This window comes from Pseudoxanthomonas sp. PXM03 (genome assembly GCF_014852005.1).
Classification (GTDB): domain Bacteria; phylum Pseudomonadota; class Gammaproteobacteria; order Xanthomonadales; family Xanthomonadaceae; genus Pseudoxanthomonas_A.
Genome location: NZ_JACVAU010000004.1, coordinates 214583 through 238030, shown reverse-complemented (window position 1 = coordinate 238030; position 23448 = coordinate 214583). Strand labels below are relative to the sequence as shown.

Sequence of the window (23448 nt, the reverse complement as noted above, 5' to 3'; positions counted from 1 at the left end):
GATGCCGGGGAAGTATTCCTGGGCGCCGATGAAGGGCTGGGTGCTCATGGTGCGGGGTCCTGTGGTTGTGCGTGATGTGCGTGGGATGTCAGCCGCGCTGCAGCGGCGTGAGGGCATCGAGGTGCTGAAGGAAGCGGCGGTAGGCCGCGGCATAGGCCTGCGTACGGAGTGGATCGGGCGTGGCGGACAAGGCCGGCTCGGTGGCGACATGGGCGCGTGCGATGTCGGCGATGGATGCGGCATCGCCATCGGCACGGCCCCATGCCCACAGCGCCTGCAGCGCCGCACCGAAGGCCGCGCCCTCGGCCTGCACTGGCACATCCACCGGCAGTCCGAACACATCGGCCACCAGCTGCCGCCACGCGGCGCTGTTGCTGCCCCCGCCGGTCAGCACGATGCGATCGAACTGCATGCCGGCGCGCACGAAGGCATCGAAGCCGTACTTCAGGCTGTAGGTCGCCCCTTCCATCGCCGCGCGGTAGACATGGGCCGGGGTGAAGTTGCTCGTATCCAGGCCGGCCAGCACGCCCTTGCCCAGCGGCAGGTCCGGGGTGCGCTCGCCGTTGAGGAAGGGCAGCATCACCAGCCCGTCCGCACCGGGCGGCGTGGCGTGCAGGTGCGCGTCGCCCTCGCGCGTGCTGAAGCTGAAGGCCTTGGCCACCTGTTCGGTGGCCACGGTGCAGTTCATCGTGCAGATCAGCGGCAGCCAGCCGCCGGTGGAGGAGCAGAACGCGGCCCAGGCACCGTGCGGATCGACGACCGGGGTATCGGAATAAGCGAACAGCGTGCCCGAGGTGCCCAGGCTCATCGCCAGCCGGCCCTCTTCCACGCAGCCGGTACCGATGGCCGCCATCATGTTGTCGCCGCCGCCGACGGCGACCTTGACCGTCGTCGGCAGTCCCAGCTGCTTCGCCATGGCCGGATCGATGTCGAACAGCGCGTCGGGTGCTGCGATCGGCGGCAGGCAGGCGGCGAGATCGCGGTCCGCATCCGTCGCCCGCAGCAGATCGGCCGACCACGTGCGGGCGCGCACATCCAGCCAACCGGTGCCGGAGGCATCGCCCCACTCGCAGAAGCGCTGGCCGGTGAGCACGAAGTTGAGGTAGTCGTGCGGCAACAGGATCGTCGCCAGTTGTGCATAAGCCTCGGGGCGATGGGTCTTCGTCCACGGCAGCTTGGAGGCGGTGTAGCCGGCCAGGATCGGATTGCCCGCAAGCGCAATCGTCGCTGTCGAACCGCCCACCGCGTCCATGATCTGCCCGCACTCGGCCGTGGTGCTGGTGTCGCACCACAGCTTGGCCGGGGCCAACACCGCACCGTCAGCATCCACCGGCACGAAGCCGTGCTGCTGGCCCGACACCGACAGCGCGGTGATGCGTGCACGCACCGCCGGGTCGATGCGGTCGAAGCACGCATGCATCGCGGCGACCCAATCGGCGGGATGCTGCTCGCGGCTGCCGTCCTCGCCGCTGATCAGCTCCAACGGCGCGCTGGCACTGGCCACCACCGCACGCGCCGCAGCGTCGTACACCACCACCTTCAGGCTCTGCGTGCCTGCGTCGATTCCGGCGACAAGGCTCATGCTGTTTCCTTCTTCATGCGCGCACCAGCGCGCCATTGCGCAGCCGCACCGTGGCCGATGCCCCGGCGGCGAGTTCGATGTCGAGCGTCTGGTCCGCATGGACCAATGCGTAGCGGCCGCCCTTGTCCGAGTGCAACGTCGCGTGCGCCAGCCGTCCTGCCTTCCAGTTGAGGTCCAGTCGCGCGGCATTGCGCACGCGCACGCCTTCGACTTCGCCGTCGCGCCATGACGACGGCAGCGCGGGCAGCAGGAAAATCGATCCGCCCCAGCTCTGCACCAGCATCTCGACGATGCCGGCGGCGCCACCGAAGTTGCCGTCGATCTGGAACGGCGGGTGCCCGTCGAACAGGTTCGGGTAGCTGCGCTGCGGCGACAGCAGCATGCGCAGGATCTTCAGGCTGTGCTCGCCATCCCACAGGCGCGCCCAGAAGTTCAGCCGCCACGCGATGCCCCAGCCGGTGGCCTCGTCGCCGCGGATCTCCAGCGTGCGTTGCGCGGCGCGCGCCAGCTCGGGCGTGTCGCGCCGGTTGATCTGCGCGCTGGGATGCAGACCGTAAAGGTGCGAGATGTGGCGGTGGTGGATCTCGGGCACCTGCATGTCCCAGTCCTGCTGCCATTCCTGCAGCTGCCCGACCTTGCCGATGCGGTTGGGCGGCAGCCGGTCGCGCAGCGCGGCGAGCCGCGTGGCGAAGTCTGCCTCCACGCCAAGCACGCGTGCGGCCTCGATGCACTGGCCGAACAGATCGCGCAGGATCTGCGCATCCATGGTCGGGCCGGCGCAGATCGCCGCACCGAAGGGATGTTCGTTCTCCGGCGACAGCGACGGCACGGTGACCTTGTGGCCGGTCTGCGGATCGTCCTGCAGCGTGTCGACGAAGAACTGCGCGGCGCCCTTGAACAGGGGCCAGACCTGCTTCAGGTAGTCCGTATCGCGGCCGTAGTCCCAGCGGTCCCACAGCGCCTGCAGCAACCAGGCGCCTCCTGTCGGCCACAGCGCCCAGCGCGCGCCATCCGGCGGCGTGGCCGCGCGCCACAGGTCGGTGTTGTTGTGGAGCATCCAGCCACCGGCGCCGTACATGTCGCGGGCGACGCCGGCACCGGTCTTCGCCAGTTCCTCCAGCATGCGCTGCAGCGGCTCGACGCACTCGCCCAGGCCGTTCGCTTCGGCGGGCCAGTAGTTCATCTCGGTATTGATGTTGACCGTGTACTTGCTCTCCCACGGCGGATCCATCAGGTCGTTCCAGATTCCCTGCAGGTTGGCGGGTTGGCTGCCCGGCCGCGAGCTGCAGATCAACAGGTAGCGTCCGTACGCGTGGTACAGCGACACCAGCGCGGGATCGTCGCCCTGCGCAAACGCGGCGATGCGCTCGTCGGTGGGCAGGTCGGCCGCGGCGGTACGTCCCAGGTCCAGCCGCACGCGATGGAAGAGCCGGCGGTGCTCGGCCAGATGGTCGGCCAGCACCGCATCGAACGCCTTGTCCTTCACCCGCCCCAGCTGCGCGGCCGTGCTCGCGTCGGGATCGCCGCTGACATCGTCGTATGCCACATGGCTGGTCGCGGCGACGATGCGCAACTCCAGCTCGCGCACGCCATCGAAGGCGATCTGATCCTGCTCCACCCGCAGTTGGCCCTCGCGGTGCGCGACCTGCACGCGGAAGGCGAAGCGCAGGCGGCCCTCGATGCCGTGCTTGCCGACGTTGCGACCACTGACGTGCCAGCCGCCGTCGACGACCCGCGTGGTCGTCGCATGTTCGTTGCCGGTGCGTATCCGGCCGATCATCGCGTCGCCGCCTTCGACGGTGTAGCGCACGACGATGCACTGGTCGACCGGCGAGACGAACACCTCGCGACGGTGCACGCCGTTGCCGACCCGGAACGTGGTGCGCGCCACGGCGGCATCGAGATCCAGCTCGCGCCGGTAGTCGGCCACGCCGTCCAGCCGGTCGAACTGCAGCCACAGGTTGCCCAGCGGCTGGTAGGCCATCTGTTTCACCGGCCGCGAGATCAGCGTGTCGTCGGCCAGCGCGGCAGCTTCCGCGTAACGACCCGCGAAGATCAGCGCGCGCACCTGCGGCAGCCCCTCGCGCGCTTTCGGATTCACTGCCGAATACGGCCCGCCCGCGTACAGCGTGTCCTCGTTGAGCTGCAGGCGCTCGTGCGCCACGCCACCGAACACCATTGCGCCCAGTCGGCCGTTGCCGACCGGCAACGCTTCCACCCAGACGCGCGCCGGCTGGCGATACCACAGGCGCAGGTCCTGCGCCGTCGTCGCGCCCGCTGGCGCCGCAGCGGCATCCCAGGGCAGTCCCGCCACCAGTGCACCGCCCGCCACGCCCTTGAACAGGGTGCGGCGACCGGGATCATGTGGCCCGGTGTCGACGGCGACCGGCGACATGCCCGGGCGCGGGGACTGCATCATCCAGCCCTCCCGGACAGGTGTTGTCTACCGGTTTCCATGGTGCCGCCCGACCACCCTGCTGTCATCGTGCAGTGCGGGGAAACCGCACGGCCTGCGCCTTGCCGTCGTAACGCACGGTGACGTCGGCCGCCGGTTCCAGCGCGCCGGCATCGGCGCGGGGACCATCAATGAAACGGACCCGCACCTCACGGTTGGCGACCATGCCGGGATAGCGACCTTCGCGCGCGCCGATGCGCAGTTCACCCGCCTTTTCGTTCCACGCCAGCGGAATGCGGCTGGATTCGCCGCGCTCGTAGCCGTAGCTGCGGCCGTTGTCCTCGTACAGCGAGAACGTGCCGTCGGCGCCGGTGTAGACCTCGATCGTCAGCGGCGCATCGGGCTTCTCGTCCACGTACTGCTGCACCACCGTGCGCGGCACGATGGCGCCGGCACGGACGAACAGCGGCATGCGCTGCAGCGGTGCGGCCGCCTCGATCGTCTGGCCGCCGTCGTAGCGCTTGCCGGTCTCGAAGTCGATCCAGCTCGCGCCCGCCGGCAGGTAGACCTGGCGCGTGGTTGCCTTGAACGTGGTGACCGGGGCGACCAGGAACGCCGGCCCGAACATGTACTGGTCGGCGATATCGCGCACCTTTGAGTCGGACGGGAAGTCCATCGCCAGCGTGCGCAGCAAGGTGCCATCCTGGTGATACGTATCGCCGGCCAGCGTGTAGATGTACGGCAGCAGCGTGTAGCGCAGCTTCAGGTAGTGGACGAAGCTGTCGTAGTGCGGCGTGCCTTCCGGTGCAATCTCCCAGATCTCGCGGTACGGGAACTGGCCATGCAGGCGGAAGATCGGCACGAACGCACCGTGCTGGAACCAGCGCAGGCTCAGCTCGCGCCACTCGGCCAGGTGCGCCGGGTCCTTCGTTTCGTAGCGTCGTTCCGGCGAGAAACCGCCGATGTCGAAGCTGACGTTCGGTGCGCCCGCCATCGAGGCGTTCACCAGACCGGAGATCTGTTCGCGCAGGTCGTCCCAGCGCGGCACGATGTCGCCGCTCCAGAACGCCGCGCCGGCGCGCTGCTGGCCCGCGAAGAACGCGCGCGACAGGATGAAGACGCGCTTGTCCGGATCCTGCTCGCGCGAACCGCGGTAGACGCCTTCCGAATGCACCAGCGGATACGAGTTGAAGAATTCCACCGACGGACCCAGCGAGGTCGGCGTGGTGCGCGCCTTGCGCTCGCCGATGTCGATGTTGCTGTGCAGGTCCGGCTCGCTGGCATCCAGCCACCACGCATCGAATCCTTTGGCGTTGAGCTTGCCATTGACCTGGCGCCAGAAGATGTCCTGCGCTTCCTTCGAATACGGGTCGTAGAACGAGTTCAGGTAGCCTTTGCCGATCCAGTCCAGCTCGCCCACTTCCACGTTGCGGTGGTACATGTGGCCGGCGGCGTCGAGTTCCTTGTAGTTCGCGGTGGTCGGATAGAACTTCGGCCACACCGAGATCATGATCTGCGCATGCTGGTCGTGCACGTGGTCGACCATGCCATCCGGATCCGGGAAGTTCTTCGCATCGAAATCATGCGAACCCCAAGCGTCCTCCGGCCAGTACGACCAGTCCAGCACGATGGCGTCGATCGGCAGCCTGCGCCTGCGGTACTCGTCCAGCGCACCGGTCAGCTCGGCCTGGGTCTTGTAGCGCTCGCGGCTCTGCCAGAACCCGTACGACCACTTCGGCAGCAGCACGGCCTTGCCGGTCAGAGTGCGGTAGCCGGCAAGCACCTGGTCGGCGTCGTCGCCGGCGACGACGTAGTAGTCGATGGCCTGCGCGGCTTCGGACCAGATCGACAGGTCCTTCGCCTCGTCGGCGGGCAGCGGATCGCGATGCAGCAGCGCGATGTACGCCGGCTCGATGCGGTCCCACACCAGCTTCACCTTGTGGCGCTGGCCGGCCTTCATGTCCAGCGCGAACTCGTGGTGCCACGGATTCCAGTTCTGGCGCCAGCGGTCGATGACCAGCTTGCCGTCGATGTAGAGCTTGGCGTACTCGCTGTTGTAGACCGAGAACGTATGCCGGCCATCGGTGCGGGCGGCGATCTCGCCCTCCCACACCACGTCGCTGCGTCCGCCCTGCGCCATGTTCTTGCCCGCGGCGGGGAAGTTGGCGAGGTCCTTGATGTACTGGTAGTTCACCTCGCTTTCGCGACGCTCGACCACCTGTTTGCCGTTGACGGTGTAGCGCGCCGTCAGCGCGCCCGGTTTGCCCTGGGCGTCGAACAGGTCCAGCGATGCGCCCAGCGGCTGCAGGCCGCGCGGATCGCCGTAGCGGGTGATGGCATTGCTGTCCCACAGGATGCCGTAGTAGCGCGTGGAGACGAGGTAGGGAATCGCCTTGTCGATGTTGTGCTGGAGCAGTTCGACATCGCGGCCCTTGAGGTTCATCCAGCCCTGCTGGTGCAGGCCGGTGCCGTAGAAGGCTTCGTCGTCCGTCGATTCGAAGCGCTGGCGGATGCTGTAGTAGTCCTTGCCCTCGAACGTCGCCGGAGAAAAGGTGCGCGCGCGCTCGGCGAGCAGCGGCTTGCCGGCGGCGTCAAAGAAGCTGACCTGCCCCGTGCGGGCATCGACCTTCGCCGAAATGCCCTGCGTGCTGACCGTCACCTGCCCGCCGGCTTCGCCCACCTTCACCGCCGGCGGCGCACCGGTCTTCGCCCGCATCAGGCTGGGCGTGCGGGCGAAGTCGCCGTCGGGATCGGCCATCACGCGCAGGATGCCCGGCGCGACCGCTTCCACCTTCACGTCGGCGGCGGACGCGTCGGCGGGGCGCACGATCACGCCGTGGTCGATCTTCTCGACGGCCTCGTTGCCCGCGGCGTTGGCGCCCGCTGCAGCCAGGGCCAGCAGCGGCACCGTCAACGTCTTCAAGTAACCCATCGCTTGCTCCTCGTGGGCGCCCGCAGGCGTCCCGGTTCATGGACCGGCGGAACCGGCCCGTGGATCGTTCAGTAGGTCGCCAGCTTCACCCGCAGCAATTGCGGGACGCTGGAGAAATTGAGGCCGTAGTCGGTCTGGTCGCCATTCCAGCGACGGCGGAACACCCACTTGCCATCGACGTAGGTGCCCTCGTCGACGACGTCGTAGATCTGCCGTGCGGCCAGCGCCGGATCGGCGGCGTGGATGTTGATGCGCGCGTGCGCGCCGGTGACCAGGAACTCGTCCGGCCCCAGTTGCACCACCAGCGCGCGGCCGATGGGCTCCGGATTGCCGGGCGGCTCGCCCTGGAACCAGAACTGCGGCACGCCATACGTCACCACCATGTTCCAGCGGTCATCGATCTTCACCGTCTGCACCGCCTGCCCCGGCTGCTCGGCGGTGCCGCGCACCTTGCCCTCGAAGCTCGCCTGCGCGATGACGCGAGCCGCCGGCTTCACCATCGCGTAGTTCATCGCGAACGTGGCCAGCGTCTTCTCGTCCATGTGCTTGGCGCCGAGCGGCCAGTTGGAATAGCGCGAGTAGTCGATGCCGAACGGCGACCAGCCGATGGCCTGCTCACCCAGCGCGGAGAAGAAGTAGCGTGCGTATTCCTCGCGGTTGCCGGTCTCGGCGACGAACAGCGGGTTGTCCGGGCGTGAGTAACGGTCCAGCACCGTGGTGTAGTGGGTGTACTCGGGCATGTAGATGTCCGGCGCCAACAGATCGATGTGCGGCGCCGCGGCCTTGTATACGTCCAGCACGTTGTCGGTGGGGCCACCGCTGGCGTACTGCCCCGGCTGGCCGGGATTGAACGGCCCGCGCAGCGCGGCGTTGACGAACATCGGCAGCGGATAGACCGCCTTGCCGGCCTCGGCGACCTGGTCGATGTAGTGCGCGATATGCCAGGCGTGGAAGAACTCGTCGGCATCGGCGCCGAACACCTCGCGCCAGGTGCCCGGCGTCTTGCCCAGCTTCTTCAGCAACGCGTCGGGCACCGGCCCTTCGAACACCTTCTGCGCCAGCGGCGAGAAATCGCGCACGCTGCCGTAGGTGCCGGGTTCGTTCTGCGGCTGCACCAGGATGACGGTGCGCTGCGGGTCGGCGGCCTTCAGGTGCGTCATCAGCGCGACGAAGGCCTTGCGGTCGGCATCCAGCGTGGCCTGCGCATGCGGCGACAGCGAGTTCAGCGTGCGGCCGTCGGCGGTGATGACGCGCGGGAAGCGTACGTTGTCCAGCTTGACCCAGGCCGGCGCGTAGTTCGGGCCGTTGTTCTTCCAGGTGGCGAACCACAGCAGTACCAGCCGCACGTTCTTCTCGCGCGCCTGCTTGAGCAGCACGTCGACGAAGGAGAAATCGAAGGCGCCTTCCTTCGCTTCCACCTGCTCCCAGGCCACCGGCACCATCACCGTGTTCGGCTTGACCACGTCGATGGCCGGCCACACATCGTCCAGCGCCTGCGGCCAGTTGCTGGAATTGTTGACCTGCGCACCGAGGATCAGGAACGGCGCGCCGTCGACCATCAGTGCGTGGCGACCGTCCTTGCTGACGATCTGCGGGATCGGCGTGGCACCGGAGGCATCGGCCGCGCCGTCGCCCTTCGCCGTGGCCGGCGCATCGCCTTTTCCGGTGGGTTGGCAGGCGGCTAGGCCGAGCAGCGCGACGAGCGACAGCAGCAACAGGCGACGGGGCATCATCGAAGGCATTCGGGGGTCACCACGCATCGGTACGGAAAGGCGAGGCAGGCAAGCCCGCCGCGTTGATCAGGTCGGCGTCGGCCGGGTTGTCGGACCAGCCATAGCGCAGGGCCACCGGCGTCTTCACTTCGTCGCTGCGCACGACGACACCACCGTCGACGAGCGCGGCCTCCGCCGGATGGAAGACGCGATCGGCACCGGCCAGCGCGAAGCCATGCACGCGCGTGCCGTCCCCGCGCACGGCGAGCGCGCTAGCGCCGGCATCGAAAGCGAGGGTCGCGACGCCGTCCGAGAACTGCGCCTGCGTATGGACCGGCCCGTGGTAGACCATTGATTCACCGTACGCGACGTGCCGCGCCGCCAGCGCGAGTCGCTTGCCGACGTCCTGCTTGTTGAGCGGATGGATGTCGGCCGGATTGCCGATATCGATGGTCACGACCTGTGCGGTGGCCGGCAGCGACAGCGTGGCCGACTGCGATTCGCGCAGCACCGCCCACGGACTCTGGTCGCCCTGGTCGACGCCGGACGAGAAGTTGGCCAGCTGCGCCCACAGGAACGGCAACTCGGGCGCCTGCCATTGGCGACGCCATTGCTGGATCATCTCCGGGAACTGGGTACGGTACTTCAGCGCATCCGCCACCGTGTTCGCGTTCGATTCGCCCTGGTACCAGATCACGCCGCGCAGTGCGTAGGGCTGCAGCGGATGGATCATCGCGTTGTACAGCAGGGTGGGATGCTGGTTCTTGTCGTCGACCAGGGCGACGCTGACACTGGACGGCCGGAACGACCAGTCTGCCAGCGTGCGCGGTGCGGCGCCCTGCGGCTGGACGAAGACCTCGGCCGCGTCGCCGTGGATGCCGCCCCCGCCGCCGAAGTCGGATACGCGCACGGCCACGTGATTGACGCCCGCATGCAGGGCCGATGCCGGCACGGTGTAGCGGCGCGGCAGGTTGTACTGCATGTGCGTCTGGCCGACCTGGGTGCCATTCACCCAGGTGGTGTCGGAATCATCGATGCGGCCCACGCCCAGCGTCACGCCGGCAGCGGCTTCTTCGGCGGTCAGCGTGAACGTGGTGCGGTACCACGCCACGCCGTCCATGCCGTTCCAACCCGTGGCTTCCCACAGCACGGGCACCTTGATCGGCGTCCACGCGGACGCGTCGGTCCCGGCGGACTGCCAGCCTGCATCATCGACGGGAAGATCCGGCCAGCGCGCCAGATTGCGGCGCGTCCGCGCCAGCGCCTGCTCATCCTGCGCGCGCAGCGTGCTGGCCTGCTGGGCGAGCGCCTTTTCGTCCAGCCCCTGCGATGGCGCATCCATCCAGGCTTCGATGCGACTGCCTCCCCAGGTGCTGTCGATGATGCCGATCGGCACGCCGGTGACCTTGCGCAGTTCGCGCGCGAAGAAATGCGCCACCGCCGAGAACTTGCCCGCGGCCTGCGGCGACGAGGCGACCCATTCGCCGCCTGCGAGCTGCGCCTGCGGCGTGCCGGCCCAGGACTTGGGGATCTTGAAATGGCGGATCTGCGGATCGGTCGCGCGCGCGATCTCCCCCTCCGGATCCGCCGACTGCGCGATCGGCCACTCCATGTTCGATTGCCCGCTGGCCAGCCACACATCGCCCACCAGTACGTCCTGCAGCACACGCGCGCCGGCGCCATCGTCGATACGCATCACGTGCGGACCACCGGCGGGCAGCGCGGGCAATTCCAGCGACCAGTGGCCGCTGGCATCGGCGTGCGCCGTGCCGTCACGGTCGGCGAACGCCACCACGACGCGCGCGCCCGGGGCCGCCTGGCCCCAGACCTGCACCGGCTGGTCGCGCTGCACCACCATGCCATCGGCAAAGATGCGCGGCAGTTCGACGGCGTGTGCGGCCGGCATTGCGAGAAAAACGAGAAGAGCGAGGGCGATTCGATTCACTGCGGATCTCCGTACCAGATGCCACGTCCTTCGGTGCCGAAGTAGACGCGGCCATGCAGGCGGGGATCGCCTGTCACGTGACGGATGATGCCGCCAAACCGCAGTGCGTCGGTATCGATCCGCTGCCAGTGCCGGCCGTTGTCGCCGGAGCGATACAGGCCACGCTGGCCCCCCACTTCGCCGAACACGAACAGCACCGGCGCATCGCCGTCCTTCGCCGGCTTGCCCAGGCCCACCGACATCACGTTGTCCACGCCCGGCACGCGTGCCAGCTTGCCGGGGGAGAGATGCAGCAGCCCGCGCCAAGACGACGCGATCCAGGCTTCGCCGGCACGCTGCGGATGCGGCCGGATCTCGGCCCGGTACCAGTCGCCGATTTCGCCCACCGGCGCGCGGACTTCCTCGAATGCGACGCCGCCGTTGCCGCTGACATAGAGCTTGCCGCTGATCGCATCGAACCCGTAGTAGATCCCTTCATCGACGCGGTCGGCTTCCACCACCGCGGTTTTCGGCAGGCCTTTCACCGGTTGCCAGCGCCCGCCCATGTCAGCGGTGATCCAGTGGTGTTCGCCGTTGCGCGGATGCCAGATCGCGCGCTTGCCGTCGGCCGCGAGGGTGATCTGTCCGGCTCCCTCGCCATCGGCCGGCTCGGTCTCGAAGGCGGTCCACGTACGCCCGCCATCGTTCGACCATGCGCCACGCACCGCGCCTTCCGGCCGGTTGTGGAAATAGCCCGTGCGTACCATCACCTGCGGCACCTGTCCGGCGAAGGCCAGGCTTTCGGTGTTGGAGAAGCGCACGCCGGCAAAACGCGGCTGCGACACATCAAGCGTGTCATGCACGAAGCCGTCGACATCGCCCAGGCCGCTGACCAGATGTGCGCCCTGCGGCGGACTGGCCAGCGCCAACGGCACGGTTTCCTCGAAGCCCGCCTGCTCGAAACGCCACTGCATGTCGGCGCCCTGGTCGAATGCACGCGCGTTGGTCGACGCCCACACGCCGTAGCCGGTGACGAACAGGATGCGGTCCGGATCGTGCGGATCGATCTCGATGTCGGCCATCCAGTGCGGCTTCGCATCCGCGGTCCACGGCGCGGACGAATGATCGAAGCGGGAGCGCGGCAGCGTGGCCGTCCACGTGCGGCCGCCATCGACGCTGCGATAGAGGTCATCGTGCGGCTGGTAGCGACGGAAGGTGGTGGCGATGATCACGTCCGGGTTGTCGGCCTGCACCGCGACCGCGCCCCAACCGAACCCTTTGCCGGACGCATCGGAGGAACGGGGTGCCGGCGTGATGTTTTCCCAGCGGTCGCCGGCGGGATCGAAGCGCCATACCGCACCATCGGCCATGTTGTTGGGGCCCGGCTCGTCGCCGTAGCTCAGCAGCCAGCGACCGCGCGCGTCGCGCACCATGTGGCTGGGTCGGAGCCCGACAGGCTGGCCGGGCACGGCCTGCCACGTCGCGCCACCGTCGCGGGAGCGATAGAGGCTGGTGTCGTTCGTCGAAACACCCGCGTAGATCGTTTTCGTCGGTGTGCCTTTCGCGCCGTCGACCGGATCGAACACGACGAAGGCGATGCCCACCGGGCGCAGCTCGCGCCACCCCATCGCCCAGGCCGACCGGTCCTTCGCGACCGCGGGAAAGCCGGAGCTCTCGCGCCAGGTCGCGCCGGCATCGCCGCTGCGCCACAGCCCGTCAGCGCGCGTGCCGAACAACAGCACGCGTCCGTCGTGGGGATCCACCGCCAGTCGTTCACCGTTGCCGCGCCCCTGCTCGTTGCCGCCGAGCTTGAAGGGCAGCGACGTGCGCTGGAACGTCGCGCCGCGATCCGTCGAACGCAGAATCGCGCCGTCCTGTCCGCGTTCGTGCAGGTAGGTGCCGACGGCGAGGTACACACGATCCGGATCGGACGGATCCAGCGCCAGGCTTTCCACGCCGAAGCGGCCACTGTCCTCGTGGCCCATCCAGTCCATAAGCGGTTGCCAGCGCTGTTCGCGCGACACCCACCGATACGCGCCACCGATATCGGTGCGGGCGTACAGCAGGCCCTTCTCGCGCGGATGGAACACCAGCCCGGTGACGAAGCCCCCGCCGCCGATGGCGACGTTGCGCCAGCGGTAGTCGGCGGTTTCGTCCTTCGCCGTGGCGGCGGGTGCCAGCAGCAGGACGGACAGCGCAAGGATCAGGCGAAGCGTGTGCACGGAGTCTCCTGTGGAGAGGGAGAGCCGGTGCGCCAGCGTAAAGCACACCCAGATAGCCGCGAGCGATGCGGGAAGGGCGGTTTCTGCTGCCCTTCCCGCAAAGCGCGCATCAGAACGTGAAGCGGAGCGTCGCGGCGTAACGGCGGTCGTTGACGTACCACGACGTGGTGCGCTTGCCGGCGCCGTTCTGGTCCATCAGCGTGCGCTGCTCGGCGTTGTTGAGGTTGTTCATCTCGAGGCCGAACTGCACATTGTCGGAGAAGCGATAGAAAATCGATCCGTCGAGCTGGCCGAAGCTGTCGCTGTATACCGGCAGCTTCCACGGGATGCCGCCATCGCCGCCGTTGTAACCGTTCGGGCCGATCGACAGCAGGTACTCGCTGCGCCAGTTGTAGGCCAGGCGGATCTGCCACGGTCCCTTCTCGTAGAACGCCGCGACGTTGTACGAATTCTTCGACAGTCCATCGGCCGGCAGGTCGCCGAACAGCGATCCGTCGGTGTCGACGGGCACCGCGTTGGAGGCGGCCGGGATGCTCGTCGAGCTGTCGATGTAGGTGTAGTTCGCCGACATGCCCAGGCCATCGAACGGCGCCGGCAGGAAGTCGAAGAACTGGTTCCAGCCGATCTCGGCGCCCTGGATCTTCGCCTTGCCGACGTTCACCAGGCGGGACACGCGATAGTCGTAGTCGTTGCCGTCGATGCCCGGGTAGGCGACCAGCTCCGTCTGTTGGCGGAAATAGTCCTTGATGTCCTTGTAGAAGAAGTTCACCCAGGCCATGCCGCCGCTATCCGGTGCGAAGTACCACTCGAGCGACAGATCGAACTGGTTGGCCTCCATCGGCTTCAAGTACGGGTTGTCGGTGGAGCTGCCGGTGAGCTCCAGGTCCTCCGGGCCGAGTTGGTCGCCCGGCTGCGGATTGACGCCGTCGCGGACGGCCACGCTGAGCACCTGGTAGGCCTGCATGTCGCTGAAGGCCGGACGCGCGATGGCCTTGGACGCGGCGAAGCGGACGACCCAGTTCTCCCTCGGCTCCCACTTCACGTTCGCGCTGGGCAGCACGTCGGTGTACGAATTCTCCGCGGAAATCGGCTCCGACTGACCCGTGCCGAGGTACGGCGCGAACGCGTTGTTCGGATACACGAGGTAGCCATCGGCGCTGTTCTCCGTACGCACGACACGGACGCCGACGTTGCCGTCGATGCGCGCATCGTCCATCGCGAAGTTCAGCATCGCGTACGCGGCGTACGTCTTCTCGTTCTGCACGTTGCCCCACTGGGGATCCGCGAGGTTGCGCGGCGTGATCTGCCCGTAGGGTGCGCCCGGCAGGTAGTACGGAATCGCCGCGCCGTGGATGTCGAGATAGCTGTTCGGGAAGCCGAGCGCCGTAGCCAGCACCGGCGAGTAGAACGAGCCCGGCGTCGAAGCACCGCCACGATAGAAATTATCGAACGTGATCAGGTTGGTCAGGCTGGAGTTGACCGTGCCGTTGAGGTCCAGGCCCGGCAGCGGCACGCCGCCCGGCAGCGCCCACCACTGCATCCAGGGCTGGAACACGGGCTGCCAGTCGTAGCCGGTGTCGATGCTGTGCGCATCGCGATCGGTGACGCGCACGCCGACCTTGAAGGAATCGAAGAAATTGCTGTCGAAGCTGTGCTTCAGGTCCGCGCGCCAGGCAACTTCGTCGGCGGTGTTGTCGTCCTGGTGGTCCATCGTGAACCCCCAGTAGTAGTTCGCGGGGTTGGCGGTGAACTGGTTGTCGACACCGATGCGCGGCACGCCATGGCCCAGGTCGATGTCGATGTAGGGCACGTTGAGGCCCAGCGATACGGTGGAATCCAGCGCCTCGGTGTTCGCCTTGATGTACTGCAGGTCGGTGGAGAACTCGGTGCGGTCGCTGAACAGCCACTTCAGGCCGAACGAGTAGTCGGTGGTGTCGGACTTGCGGTGCGAGGCGCGGATGTCCGTGCCCATCGGGATGTCGCCGTTCGACCGCAGGCGACCCGACACGAACACGTTGCCGTCGAATTCGTAGGGCTGGCTGGCATCGACGCGCACCTGCAGCGGATCGTTGGAGACGAAGATCGCATCTTCGTACCAGAGCTCGTCGTATCGGCTCTGGAAGGCGGTGGCGAACAGCTCCAGGTTGTCGTTCGGCCGCCATTGCAGGGCGACGTAGGCGCCCTGGCGCTCGCGCTCGTACTCCAGCGTGCGCCAGTCGGCGCCGCGGGGCAGCCACAGGTTTTCGTTGGTGCCGTCGTTGTTGAGGTCGGAGTTGGCGGTGTTGAAGAACGGCCGCACGAACATGCCATCGGTGCGCGTCGCCAGTTCGGAATGGGCCAGGTTGACCAGGATGCCGAACTCGCCCGCGTCGGTGTCCCAGCGGTTGCTGAAGAGGACAGAACCCGCGGGCTTGACCTGCTCGGCGAAGTCACCGCGGTTGGCGCTGAACGACATGCCGAAGCGGCTGCCTTCGATGTCGAACGGCATGAACGTGCGCAGGTCGACGCTGCCGCCGAGACCACCCTCGATCATGTCGGCCTTCTGGTTCTTGTAGACGTCGACGCCGGCCATCAGCTCGGCGGGCACGTCTTGGAAACTCAGCGCGCGGCCGCCGGACGCGGAGAAGCTGTCGCGACCGTTCAACTCGGAACGGACCTGGGTCAGTCCGCGCACCTGCACGCCGCCGCCTTCGGCGGAGAAATGCTCCGGATCGCCGACCGTCAGGAAGCGATCGATGGTCACGCCGGGAATGCGCGACAGTGTTTCCGTGACGCTGCGGTCCGGCAATGCGCCGATGTCGAGCGCGGTGACCGAATCGACGAACGTGTCAGCATCGCGTTTGATGTCCTGCGCCCGGTAGACGGAGCCGCGGATACCGGTGACGACGACCGCGTCGAGCTCGGTAGCGGTCTCTTCCTGCTGCGTGGCGGGCGCGGTGTCCTGCGCATACGCAGGCGCGGCCAGCATCATGGCGATGCCCAGGGCGAGGACGGTGGGTTGCAGCTTGCGGCCATCGGAGCGGACGGCACGGAAGGCCGCCGCAGGGCGGCGCTGGAGCGTTGACATGGATGTTCCCTCCCAGGACACATGACAAGCGATTGAGTTGTGGTCCCGATCCGCGGACGTCTTCGCGTCTTTCGGCCGGATGAAGCATGTGGCGGCTGCGGCTCCGGCCGCGGTCGTCGGTGGTGCGGATCCATCCGTGGCGGATGTCAGGGCGGCGAAAGCCATCTGGCCGACCCGGACAATCAACCGGCGGCCGTGGGACCGCGCTTTGTGACTGCGGCGGGAGCATAGGCGGCGCTGACATGCCGTACCAATGAAATATTGATCGCCAGCTATATCGAACCCGAATAGCTGGCCCAGCTCAGTCCGGGGAACCCTCACCCGGCGGCGGTGCACCTGCAGGACGCGGCGGCTCCGGTTCGGCATACAGCCGGCGGGCGGTTGCCCGCAGCGCCTCCAGTACGCGTTCGGCGCCCGGCGACAGCAACTGGTCGCGGCGGCGCACGATGCCGAAGAACTCCATGCGCACCCCCAGCTCGATCGGCAGCACGCACATCTGGCCGGTCTGCAGGTACGGGCCCACGGATTCGGCGGGCAGTGCGGTGAGCATGTCGCTGTGGCGCAGCAGGTGGATGATCACCGGCAGCGAGGCGGTTTCCACGATGTTCTGCGGCGGCGGCTGGCCGTGCTCCAGGAACACGGCATCCAGCCGCGAGCGCAGCACGCTGGCGGCCGGCGGCATGATCCAGCCGTAGTCCACCAGGTCGGCATGGGTGATGCGGGGGCGCCGGGTGAGCGGATGCCCGGCGCGCACGATGACGGCGTGCGGCTCGTCCGCCAGCGGCTCGAAGTCCAGTTCGCCCGCGCCTTCCGGGCCCATGATGCGACCGATCACGATGTCCAGCTGCCCATCCAGCAGCTTGGCAACCAGGGGCCGGCTGTAGTCCATCTCGACCTTGATGAGGATGTCGGGGAAGTCGCGCTTTACCGCGGCAACCGCCTGGGGAACCAGGGTGGTGCCCGGGTTCACCACCGTGCCGATGGACGCCTGGCCCATCCGCCCGCTGCGCAGCGCGGCGATCTCATCGTGGGCGCGCCCGATCTCCGACAGCGCGGAGCGCGCGCGGCGGATCAGCACCTGGCCGTACCAGGTGGGCTCCACGCCACGCGCGTGCCGCTCGAACAACGGCACGCCCAGCAGGCTTTCCATCTCCGCCAGCAGCTTGGACGCCGCGGGCTGGGTCATGTTGGCGGCCTCGGCGGCACGCAGGACCGACCGCTGCTCGTACAGGTGCAGCAGCAGGGTGAGATGGCGGGTCTTGAGCCGGGTGGCGCCGAACCAGCCGGTGGTGGGTTGGACCATGGGAACCTCCGGGCGAATGACCTATTCGCACTGGGAATAGCCTATGACAAAAATTTCATTTGTCGTACATAGATGCCCACGCGAGGCTATGCCACGCTTCAAGGGCGGGCTGGCCGGGACATCGGGCCGCCCGCAACGGGGGCACCCACGGACGGCCGGCACAGGCACGCCGCACGGTGATCCCGCATCCGATCAACGCCGGGAGGAGGGCCCCATGGCGACATCGCAGTCCGACGGCACCTCGCGTGCCGGCGCCATCGTCGCGTCCATGCCCCCCGCAGGTGCGCGCCCGTGAGCACCCGGCTGTCCGGCAAGATCGCCATCGTCACCGGCGCCGCCAGCGGCATCGGCGCGGCGACCGCGCGCCTGTTCGCCCGCGAAGGCGCCACCGTCATCGGGCTCGATCGACAACCGGCGACCTCCACCGACGCGGGCGTCACCCACCACCTCGCCGACATCACGGATGCCGCCGCCGTCGATGCCGTCGTGCAGTCCGTGCGCGAGCGGCATGGCCGCATCGATGCGCTGGTGAACAACGCCGGCGCCGACGTGTTCTCCGAGCCGCTATCGCTGTCGGACGAAGACTGGGACCGCTGCTTCGCGCTGAACCTCAAGGGCGCATGGCACCTGTGCCGTGCCGTGCTGCCGGCCATGCTGGCGCAGGGCGCCGGCTCCATCGTCAACATCGCCTCGGTACACGGGCACAAGATCATCGCCGGCTGCTTCCCGTATCCGGTGGCCAAGCACGGCCTGATCGGCCTGACCCGTTCGCTCGGCATCGAGTACGCCGCGCGCGGCATCCGGGTGAATTCGATTTCGCCCGGCCTGATCCTGGTGCCGCGCATCGAAGCCTGGTTCGAACGCGAGCCCGGCACGCGCGAGAAACAGACCGCGCTGCTGCCGCCGCAACGCATCGGCACGCCGGAGGAAGTGGCCTATACCGCGTTGTTCCTCGCCAGCGATGAAGCCCGCTTCATCAACGCCACCGACATCGCCATCGATGGTGGCCGTTCGCAGGTCTACCACGACTGAGCGCATGGACAGCCCCCCCCTCCCCTTCGCTCTGCCGCTGATCGCGATCCTGCGCGGCATCACGCCCGCCGAGGTGCCTGCGCACGTCGGCGCGCTGGTGGAGGAAGGCTACGACGCGATCGAGATACCGACCAATTCGCCGGACTGGGAGCACAGCGTACGCATTGCCGTGGACGCCTTCGGCCAGCGCGCGATGATCGGCGCCGGCACCGTGCTGACCACGGCGTCCGCCGATGCGCTGGTGGCGGCCGGCGGCCGCTTGATGGTGACGCCGAACACGCGTCCGGCGGTCATCCGCCACGCGGTGGAGCACGGCCTGCAGGTGGCGGCCGGCTTCGCCACCGCGAGCGAAGCCTTCGACGCACTCGATGCCGGCGCGCAGATGCTCAAGCTTTTCCCGGCTTCCGTACACGGACCGGCGCTGGTGCGCGCACTGCGCAGCGTGCTGCCACCCGTCCCCCTATTCGCCGTCGGTGGCGTCACGCCCGACACCCTCTCCGGCTACCTCTCAGCCGGCTGTCAGGGCGCCGGCATCGGCGGCGAACTTTACAAGCCCGGCCAACCGGTCGAGCGCACGCGCGAACACGCGCGGCGTTTCCGGCAGGCCTACCTGGACCACGCCGCATGAAGATCGTCCGCCTCAGCACCTACCATGCCGCACCGCGCTGGCTGTTCCTCAAGGTGGAAACCGACGAAGGCATCACCGGCTGGGGCGAGCCGGTCATCGAAGGTCGCGCGCACGCGGTGGAAGCGGCGGTGCACGAACTGTCCGACTATCTGGTTGGCCAGGATCCGGCGCGCATCAACGACCTCTGGCAGGTGCTGTATCGCGGTGGCTTCTACCGGGGCGGCGCGATCCTGATGAGCGCCATCGCGGGCATCGACCAGGCGCTGTGGGACATCAAGGGAAAAGCGCTTGGCGTGCCCGTGTACCAGTTGCTCGGCGGCCTGGTGCGCGACCGCATGAAAACCTACCGCTGGGTCGGTGGCGACCGTCCTTCCGACATCGTCGCGCAGATGCAGCAGTACCAGTCGCTCGGGTTCGACACGTTCAAGTTCAACGGTACCGAAGAACTGAAGCTGATCGACAGCCCGCGCGCGATCGACGCCGCGGTGGCCAAGGTCGCGGCGATCCGCGAGGCGATGGGCGACCGCGTGGACTTCGGCATCGACTTCCATGGCCGCGTCAGTGCGCCGATGGCGCGCGTGCTGCTGCGCGAACTGGCGCCGTTCAAGCCGTTGTTCGTCGAAGAGCCCGTGCTGCCCGAACAGTGGGAATACTACCGGCCGCTGTCGGATGCCACCTCGATTCCGCTGGCCGCGGGCGAGCGCATGTACTCGCGCGCCGAGTTCAAGCCGGTGCTCGCCGCCGGTGGGCTGGCGATCCTGCAGCCCGACCTGTCGCACGCCGGCGGCATCACCGAGTGCGTGAAGATCGCGGCGATGGCCGAAGCGCACGACGTTGCGCTGGCGCCGCATTGTCCGCTGGGCCCGGTGGCGCTGGCGGCCTGCCTGCAGGTGGACTTCGTGTCGCACAACGCGATGCTCCAGGAGCAGAGCATCGGCATCCACTACAACGCAGGCGCCGACCTGCTGGACTACGTCCTCAACAAGGACGACTTCCGGTGCGATGGCACCGGCAGCATCGCCGCATTGCCAAAACCGGGCCTGGGCGTGGAGATCGACGAAGCCCGCCTGGTCGAAGCGAGCCGGCAGCCGCCGCGCTGGCGCAATCCGCTGTGGCGGCACGCCGATGGCAGCGTGGCCGAGTGGTGACGCCATGACGACGGCGCTGGCGACCCTGGCCGTCGACAGCCGCTGCGCACTGGGCGAAGGCATCCTGTGGTGCGATCGCCGCCGGGTGCTGTACTGGACCGACATCCTCGCCGCCGAACTGTGGCGACATGACCCCGACAGCGGGCACACGCATACCTGGTCGCTGCCCGCCCCGCTCGGCTGCCTGGCACTGGGCGAAGATGGACGCCTGCTGCTGGGCCTGGCCAAGGGCCTGTACGCCAGCGATGTCGAAGCGCAGCTGTCCAGCCGCGAGCTCTCCCTCGAGAAGCTGGCCGACGTCGAAGCGGACGACCCGATGACCCGCGTCAATGACGGCCGCGCGGATCGCCACGGGGGCTTCGTGTTCGGCACGAAGAGCGAACACACTGACCTGCGTCCGACCGGCCGCTTCCACCAGTACACGGCCGCGCATGGTCTGCGTGAACTCACGCTGCCGCGCGCCGCCATTCCGAATTCGATCTGCTTCGACGCCAGCGGCACGCGGATGTACTTCTGCGACTCGGTGACGCCGCAGATCCTGCATTGCCGGTACGACGCTGCCACCGCAAGCGTGTCCGACATCGCGGTGTTCGTCGACCTCGACCTGACGAGCGCGGAGCCGGATGGCTCCATCGTCGATGCAGAAGGCGCGGTGTGGAATGCACAGTGGGGAGCAGGCCGCGTGGTGCGATACCTGCCGGATGGCCGGATCGACCGCATCGTCCGGGTGCCGGCATCGCAACCGTCCTGCTGCACGCTGCGCGACGACCTGCTGTATGTCACCAGCGCGCGCGTTGGACTGGATGCTGCTGCGCTGGCGACGCATCCGTTGTCGGGGGGCGTCTTCGCGCATCGCAACGACCGTCGTCTCGCCCGCGATGTCGACCGGGTGCGGCTGCCATGATCGCCGTCGACTGGGGCACCAGCACCCTGCGCCTGTACCGCATGGCCGACGACGGCCAGGTCCGCGAGCGCCGTCGCAGCGACCATGGCGTGATGGCCTGCGATGGCCGTTTCGGCGACGTGCTGGCGCAGGAGATCGCAGGCTGGAACGATACCGACGTCCTGCTGTGCGGGATGGTCGGCGGTCGCGGCGGCTGGCACGAAATGCCCTACCTGCCGTGCCCCGCCGGCAACCATGCGCTGGCGCTGGGCATGCAGCGCTTCCAGCCTCCGGGCTTCGACGACCGGGCGCTGTGGCTGGTGCCGGGGTTGCGCGACAACGATTCCGACACCGTGCCCGACGTGATGCGCGGCGAAGAGACGCAACTGGCGGCATTGCTGGACGTGCTGCCGGGCGGCACGCACCTGGTCTGCCTGCCCGGAACGCACAGCAAATGGGTCACGGTGCGCGACGGCAGGGTACAGCGGATCGCGACCGCGATGACCGGCGAGCTTTATGCGGTCCTGCGCCAGCACAGCATCCTGGGACGACTGATGCCCGTCGGCGACGTGCGCTTCGATGGCTATGCGTTCGACGCCGGTCTCAAGCGCAGCGCGGATGCGGGCGGCCTGCTGCACCATCTGTTCGGCGTACGCACCACCGGCCTGTTCCAGCAGTTCGCCGAACCGGCGCTGCCGTCGTACCTGTCCGGCCTGCTGATCGGCCATGAGCTGCGCGCGTCGGGTCTGTTCTCGCATGCGCCGCGTCCCGCACAGGTGCACCTGATCGGCAACGACCGCCTGCTGGCGTCGTACGCGCACGCGCTCACTACGCTGGGCGTCGGCGTGCAGCGACACCCCGAAGACCTGGCCGCACGCGGCCTGCATGCGCTGTGGTCACGCCGCACGAGCGCCGCCACCACCACCTGAGGAAGCAGACGATGCTGACGCGTTGCGCACTGGCGGTGATGGGCGTTCTTTCGATGGCATCCGCATGGGCGGGTGACGCCGTCTTCCGCGAGGTCCGTTATGCCGGCGACGACGGTGGCCCATCCGTCGACGCCACGCAGTTCCGCAACCCGGTGGTCGCCGGCTTCTATCCGGACCCGTCCGCCATCCGCGTGGGCGACGACTTCTATCTCGTCACCTCGACTTTCGGTTATTTCCCCGGCCTGCCGGTCTTCCACAGCACCGACCTGGTGTCGTGGACGCAGATCGGCAACGCGATCCATCGCCCGGAACAGATCCACTACGGCGACAAGGAAGAACTGACACGCGGCCTCTTCGCCGCCACCCTCGCCCACCACGACGGCACCTTCTACATCGCCAACACCTGCTTCTACTGCGACCGCGGCAACTTCGTGGTGACGGCAGAAAATCCAGCCGGCCCTTGGTCCGACCCGATCTGGCTCGGCGTCAGCGGCATCGATCCTTCGCTGTTCTTCGACGACGATGGCAGCGCGTGGGTGGTGCACAACGACGTGCCCGATGGAAAGCTGCGCTATGACGGCCACCGCGCGGTCTGGCTGCAGCGCTTCGACTTCGACAAGCGCGAGCGCGTGGGCGGACGCATCCTGCTGGTGGATGGCGGCGCGGATCCGTCGACGAATCCCGAGCACATCGAAGGGCCGCACATCTTCAAGCACGACGGCTGGTATTACCTGACCGCCGCCGAGGGCGGCACCGGCGAGCAGCATGCGCAGATGGTCTGGCGCAGCCGCAAGCTGACGGGGCCGTACGAAACGTTCCCGGGCAACCCGTCGTTGACCCAGCGTGACCTCGACCCGAAACGCCCCGATCCGGTGACGTCCACCGGCCACGCGCAGTTCGTGCAACTCAAGGACGGCACGTGGTGGGCGGTCTTCCTTGCCACGCGTCCGTACCGTGGCAACCAGTACAACCTGGGCCGCGAGACCTTCCTGCTGCCGGTCACGTGGAAGGACGGCTGGCCGGTGATCCTGCCGCGTGGCGAGCGCGTGCCGATGGTCGTGAAGCGCCCGGACCTGCCGCGCAATCCGCAGCCGCTGCCGACCAGTGGGCCGATCAAATGGACGGAGCGCTTCGATGCGCCGGCGCTGCCGCCGTCGTGGATGACGCTGCATCCGCCGAAGACGAGGTGGTACACCACCGGTGCACAGGGTCTGGCACTCTCGCCCGGCACGATGCCGCTCGGTGGATTCGGCGCCACCGCCGGCCAACCGTCCTACGTCGCGCACCGCCTGCAACACCACAACGCCACGCTGGAGACCACGATCACCTCGTTCGATCCCGCGCCCGGGGAGCTGGCCGGACTCGCGCTGATTCAGAACGAGTACGGCCACTACGTGCTCGGTGTCGAACGCGACGCGCGCGGCGTGGCGGTGTCGCTGTACCAGCGCAGCCGCCGCGATGGCGCGAAGGAAGGCGAACGGCTGGCGCGCATCCCGCTGGATGCGAATGCCATGCCGATCACGCTGCGCTTCCGCCTCGACGGACCGCGCCTGGATGCCGATTACGCGCTGGCATCAGGCGAGTGGATATCCGTCGCGACCGACCTGGACGCAAGCCTGCTGAGTGCGGACAAGGCCGGCGGCTTCATCGGCAACACCTTCGGACCCTACGCCGTCCGTCGCTGACCGCGC

14 protein-coding genes are annotated in these 23448 nt (G+C 68.0%); 6 read left to right on the top strand and 8 right to left on the bottom strand.

The window, feature by feature from the left end; genetic code table 11:
* Nucleotides 1-88 precede the first annotated feature (88 nt).
* From xylB to IB223_RS17265, 8 genes are all read right to left on the bottom strand, one after another.
* A complete protein-coding gene (gene xylB, locus IB223_RS17300; protein WP_192202980.1) occupies nt 89-1582 on the bottom strand; it encodes a xylulokinase in 1494 nt (497 codons plus the stop codon).
* Nucleotides 1583-1595: 13 nt separating this feature from the next.
* Nucleotides 1596-3977 (bottom strand): glycoside hydrolase family 95 protein, encoded by a 2382-nt coding sequence (locus tag IB223_RS17295; RefSeq protein ID WP_192203001.1) that lies wholly within the window; start codon nt 3975-3977, stop codon nt 1596-1598.
* A gap of 85 nt (nt 3978-4062) precedes the next feature.
* The gene (locus IB223_RS17290; RefSeq protein ID WP_192202979.1) at nt 4063-6909 is read right to left on the bottom strand and encodes a TIM-barrel domain-containing protein; all 2847 of its coding nucleotides are present in this window, start codon (nt 6907-6909) and stop codon (nt 4063-4065) included.
* Between the two features lie 68 nt (nt 6910-6977).
* Nucleotides 6978-8651 (bottom strand): DUF5597 domain-containing protein, encoded by a 1674-nt coding sequence (locus IB223_RS17285; RefSeq protein ID WP_192202978.1) that lies wholly within the window; start codon nt 8649-8651, stop codon nt 6978-6980.
* A 7-nt stretch (nt 8652-8658) separates the two neighbouring features.
* On the bottom strand, nt 8659-10527 hold the full coding sequence (locus tag IB223_RS17280; protein ID WP_192202977.1) for a sialate O-acetylesterase: 1869 nt from the start codon (nt 10525-10527) through the stop codon (nt 8659-8661).
* 35 nt (nt 10528-10562) lie between these two features.
* Nucleotides 10563-12767, bottom strand: coding sequence for a cellulase (locus IB223_RS17275; protein WP_343227222.1), 2205 nt, complete (start codon nt 12765-12767; stop codon nt 10563-10565).
* Between the two features lie 109 nt (nt 12768-12876).
* Complete coding sequence (locus tag IB223_RS17270; RefSeq protein ID WP_225591174.1) at nt 12877-15834, bottom strand: TonB-dependent receptor; 2958 nt, start codon at nt 15832-15834, stop codon at nt 12877-12879.
* 301 nt (nt 15835-16135) lie between these two features.
* Nucleotides 16136-17137, bottom strand: coding sequence for a LysR family transcriptional regulator (locus IB223_RS17265; protein WP_192202976.1), 1002 nt, complete (start codon nt 17135-17137; stop codon nt 16136-16138).
* Between the two features lie 291 nt (nt 17138-17428).
* On the opposite strand from IB223_RS17265, the gene IB223_RS17260 reads away from it, so the two are divergent.
* Genes IB223_RS17260 through IB223_RS17235 form a run of 6 tightly spaced genes read left to right on the top strand, consistent with a single transcriptional unit; the run spans nt 17429 to nt 23442 of the window.
* Nucleotides 17429-18169, top strand: a complete 741-nt coding sequence (locus tag IB223_RS17260; RefSeq protein WP_192202975.1) for an SDR family oxidoreductase — start codon at nt 17429-17431, stop codon at nt 18167-18169.
* Between the two features lie 4 nt (nt 18170-18173).
* The gene (locus IB223_RS17255; RefSeq protein ID WP_192202974.1) at nt 18174-18797 is read left to right on the top strand and encodes a 2-dehydro-3-deoxy-6-phosphogalactonate aldolase; all 624 of its coding nucleotides are present in this window, start codon (nt 18174-18176) and stop codon (nt 18795-18797) included.
* On the top strand, nt 18794-19945 hold the full coding sequence (dgoD, locus tag IB223_RS17250; protein WP_192202973.1) for a galactonate dehydratase: 1152 nt from the start codon (nt 18794-18796) through the stop codon (nt 19943-19945). Before IB223_RS17255 ends, dgoD begins: the two co-directional genes overlap by 4 nt.
* Nucleotides 19946-19949: 4 nt before the next feature.
* A complete protein-coding gene (locus tag IB223_RS17245) occupies nt 19950-20849 on the top strand; it encodes an SMP-30/gluconolactonase/LRE family protein (protein WP_192202972.1) in 900 nt (299 codons plus the stop codon).
* Nucleotides 20846-21757: a 2-dehydro-3-deoxygalactonokinase gene (locus IB223_RS17240; protein ID WP_192202971.1), complete on the top strand. Its 912-nt coding sequence runs from the start codon at nt 20846-20848 to the stop codon at nt 21755-21757. The genes IB223_RS17245 and IB223_RS17240 overlap by 4 nt, the downstream gene beginning before the upstream one ends.
* Nucleotides 21758-21768: 11 nt before the next feature.
* Entirely contained in the window at nt 21769-23442 is a 1674-nt protein-coding gene (locus IB223_RS17235; RefSeq protein WP_192202970.1) for a glycoside hydrolase family 43 protein, read from the top strand.
* Nucleotides 23443-23448 lie beyond the last annotated feature (6 nt).